This window comes from Rheinheimera sp. (genome assembly GCF_030824435.1).
Classification (GTDB): Bacteria; Pseudomonadota; Gammaproteobacteria; order Enterobacterales; family Alteromonadaceae; genus Pararheinheimera.
The window spans coordinates 1-3,599 of record NZ_JAVBXS010000071.1 but is presented as its reverse complement, the minus strand read 5'-3'; the positions used below and the strand labels follow the sequence as shown (position 1 = coordinate 3,599).

General features: G+C 47.4%; 4 protein-coding genes and 4 tRNA genes. All 8 read right to left on the bottom strand.

The genetic code is table 11. The features are described from left to right. Positions 1–119, bottom strand: a 119-nt coding sequence (locus RCH83_RS13350) for a GTP-binding protein (protein ID WP_306522898.1), incomplete at its 3' end; no start/stop codon positions are given. 82 nt (positions 120–201) lie between these two features. Next, positions 202–277: transfer RNA gene (locus tag RCH83_RS13345), tRNA-Thr, on the bottom strand. Positions 278–292: 15 nt separating this feature from the next. Beyond that, positions 293–367 (bottom strand) — tRNA-Gly (locus RCH83_RS13340). 34 nt (positions 368–401) lie between these two features. Beyond that, positions 402–486, bottom strand: a tRNA-Tyr gene (locus RCH83_RS13335). 8 nt (positions 487–494) lie between these two features. After that, a tRNA-Thr gene (locus RCH83_RS13330) sits at positions 495–570 on the bottom strand. A 157-nt stretch (positions 571–727) separates the two neighbouring features. Continuing rightward, positions 728–1,450, bottom strand: a complete 723-nt coding sequence (locus tag RCH83_RS13325) for a type III pantothenate kinase (RefSeq protein ID WP_306522896.1) — start codon at positions 1,448–1,450, stop codon at positions 728–730. Beyond that, entirely contained in the window at positions 1,443–2,444 is a 1,002-nt protein-coding gene (gene birA, locus RCH83_RS13320) for a bifunctional biotin--[acetyl-CoA-carboxylase] ligase/biotin operon repressor BirA (protein WP_306522894.1), read from the bottom strand. Before birA ends, RCH83_RS13325 begins: the two co-directional genes overlap by 8 nt. After that, positions 2,437–3,432 (bottom strand): UDP-N-acetylmuramate dehydrogenase, encoded by a 996-nt coding sequence (gene murB / locus RCH83_RS13315; RefSeq protein WP_306522892.1) that lies wholly within the window; start codon positions 3,430–3,432, stop codon positions 2,437–2,439. The genes birA and murB overlap by 8 nt, the downstream gene beginning before the upstream one ends. Positions 3,433–3,599 lie beyond the last annotated feature (167 nt).

Here is a 3,599-nt window from a genome sequence, read left to right as displayed (position 1 = left end):
TAGTGTTTTGCCAGTACGTTGGTGATAGCAGCAGTTAAAGTAGTTTTACCGTGGTCAACGTGGCCGATTGTACCTACGTTTACGTGCGGTTTGTTACGTTCAAATTTAGCCTTAGCCATGGAGTAGACCCTTTTTAAAACAAAACGGCGGTTGTATGAAATTTGGTTTTGAATTTTAAAGCAAGAGGAGGCTTTGAAGAAGTGGTGCTGATACCCAGAATCGAACTGGGGACCTCATCCTTACCAAGGATGCGCTCTACCGCCTGAGCTATATCAGCATCTATTTCAATTTTTGGAGCGGGCAGCGGGAATCGAACCCGCATCATCAGCTTGGAAGGCTGAGGTAATAGCCATTATACGATGCCCGCGGCCTACTCGTAGCTATTCTTCCTGACGAAGAGATGGTGGAGGGGGAAGGATTCGAACCTTCGAAGGCAGTGCCGGCAGATTTACAGTCTGATCCCTTTGGCCACTCGGGAACCCCTCCACTAAAACTGGTGCCGCTTATCCGAGTCGAACGGATGACCTACTGATTACAAGTCAGTTGCTCTACCAACTGAGCTAAAGCGGCTACGTCAGTGGGTGCGAATTCTAGTGGAATGATTTAGGTGGTGCAACTCTAAAACTGAAAAAAAGCCAGATTTTTACACTGAATGCTCAATAGATCGCCAAAACCAGCATTATTCGTTGGCAAAAGCTTGAAGATAAGCACTTTACAGCAGTGATAACTAGCCAAAATCACCATTTCGACAGTTTTTATCGATATAAAGGCTTAAACCACGAAAAATCAGTAATGGATCGAGCTGACAATGAAATTCTGCCAGATAAGGCAACAATAAGGGGGCATCACCGCCAGTTAACACAATCTGAGGCACTGATTGCAATAACATCGCCTGCTTTATTACGGCAACAGCAGCGGCGAGACAACCGTTTTGCAGGCAGGCACTGGTATCGGTGCCAATTTTGACTTCAGCATTTTTCATGCTGTTATTAAAGACTTTTGCCGTGTGACCAATAACTGCTTGCTGCTGTAAACGAAAACCCGGAATGATCCAACCGCCTAAATGCTGACCATCAGCACACAACCAATCCAGCGTTAATGCAGTGCCGGCATCAATCACCAACAGGTCCTTGGCCGGATACAATTCTCTGGCGCCTAACATAGCCAGCCAACGATCAACCCCCAACAAAGCTGGCTGCTGATATTGATTTTTCAGGCCTTTTTTTTCCGCTTCACTACTGATTTGGCACCAGGGTTGAGTGAGTAAAGCACTTTCCTGCCGGACCAGCTCAATTCGTTCACTACTGGCCACTGACGCACAAAAAACCGCATCAATATTGTGGTTTTTTAAGGTGTCAGCCTGATGGTCGTTTAAAAGCATGAGTTGCCCGGCCTGATGTAATACGGCTTTGGTTCTGCTGTTACCAATATCCAACAACAATTCAGCCATGTTCTGCGATCCTTAAACTCAGCTCACCACCATAATAACTTTGCTGCTGGCCATCCTGCTGTAATAACAAAGCGCCTTGATGGTCTACTCCGGCACAAAGACCAAAAAATTTGCGTTCACCACTGCTTAAATAAACTGCTTTACCTAAAAATTGATCTCTTTGATTAAAACCGGCCGCAAAAGCAGCAAAACCTGTTAATTCAAACTGGGTTAAATGACGGCAAATATTCTGCTGCAATAAAGCAATAAGCTGATTGCGGTTAACAGGCTTATCCAGATGTTGTTGCAAGTCTGTCCATGCCTGATCAATTTGCTGCCCTGCCATATCCGGCATACGGATGTTCAGACCCAGCCCTATCACTAAATCACATTGGGCGTGGCTTTGCCCGGCGAGCTCTATCAGAATGCCGGCTAACTTCTTTTGCTGCAGATAAACGTCATTGGGCCATTTTAACTTCACAGGCAACTGGTACTGAGATTCAAGCACTTCAGCAACAGCAATGCCTATCACCAAACTCAAACCCATTGCTGCCTGAATGCCTTGTTCCAGTTGCCAATACATGGAAAAGTATAAGTTGCTGCCAAAAGGTGAAAACCATGGATTACCACGACGGCCACGCCCCGCCGTTTGTGCTTCGGCTACCAACACCGAGCCTTTTTGCAATGTCTGGCCATCCTGTAATTTTTTCATTAACTGGCTATTGGTGGAGTCCGTAACGTGTTGCAGCAAAATATCCGGCATTCCCGTCTGCTGATGTAACTTAATTTGCTGAGCGTCCAACAATTGTAAAGCAGATGCCAGACGATAACCTTTGCCTTTAATGGAATAGATATCGAGGCCATATTGCTGTAACTGATGGATATGTTTAGCAATAGCAGCTCTGCTTATTCCCGCTTGTGCCGCCAAAGCTTCCCCTGAATACAGCTGGCCGTCGGCCAGTTGCAGAATAAGCTGGCGTTGCAGCGCCAGACTCTGCGGCAGAATTTTAGTCATGGTGGCGTAACAACCTGACTTCAGGCTCCAACTGCACCTGAAACTTACCAAACACAGATTGCTGAATTAAATCAATGAGTTGCAAAAGTTCAGCCGCAGTACCATGGCCCTGATTCACCAGTACCAAGGGCTGTTGCTGATAACAGGCGATGTCACCGAGTTGGTAGCCTTTTAAGCCAACTTGTTCTATCAGCCAGGCGGCGGCCAGTTTGACCTGACCATCAGCTTGTGGATAGTTGGCTATAGCCGGATATTGCTGTTGTAACTGTACAAATTGCGCTACCGGCACCAGCGGGTTTTTGAAAAAGCTGCCACAATTGGCCAGCTTTGCCGGATCCGGCAATTTTGCCTGTCGCACAACTATCACGGCGTTCATCACGTCAGTCGGGTTGGTGTCGGGTGCTAAATGGTCCAGGCCTTTATAATTGAGTTTGGCTTTGCCCTGCCGGTTCAGGCAAAAACCAACGGCAACAATCACCCCTTTGCCGGCAAGCTGATGTTTAAAAATACTGTCGCGGTAACCAAAGCGGCATTCGCTTGCCAATAGGCGTTGCACCTGGCGGCTTTGCCAATGGAAAAAATCGACATAAGTACAGGTATCGGCAAGCTCAGCACCATAAGCGCCAATATTCTGCACTGGTGCAGCACCAACAGAACCCGGAATGAGCGCCAGATTTTCCAGACCCCACCAGCCCTCTTGCACAGTCTGGCTTACCAGCTGATGCCAGTTGTGACCCGCTTCAACGTGAAGCAGAAGGTGTTCGTCATCTTGCTGGGTTTGAACGCCGGCAGCTGTGTAACGCAAAATTTCACCGGGCCAGTCAGACAAAAAAATGCTGTTGCTGCCTTCGCCTAATAACAAAGGTTGGCTTGCTGGCTGATAAACTTTCAGCTCGTCCAAGGACGACAACAAGGTTACTTTGGCTAAGGTTGCTGCCAGACGAAAAGTAGAATATTGCTTAGCGTCTTGCGCCTTGAGCTGCTGCATACCAAATCCACTGCCATAAAAAGCGCCATTGTAATAAATTGCGCAGCATTGCAGAAGCGTTAATCTGGTTTAGCTGATTAAAGCCAGGCTTTTAACATAGCCACCACACTGCGACCCAAAGCACTGCCGGCATAACCACCTTCCAGGCACGCCACAATTCGGCCATC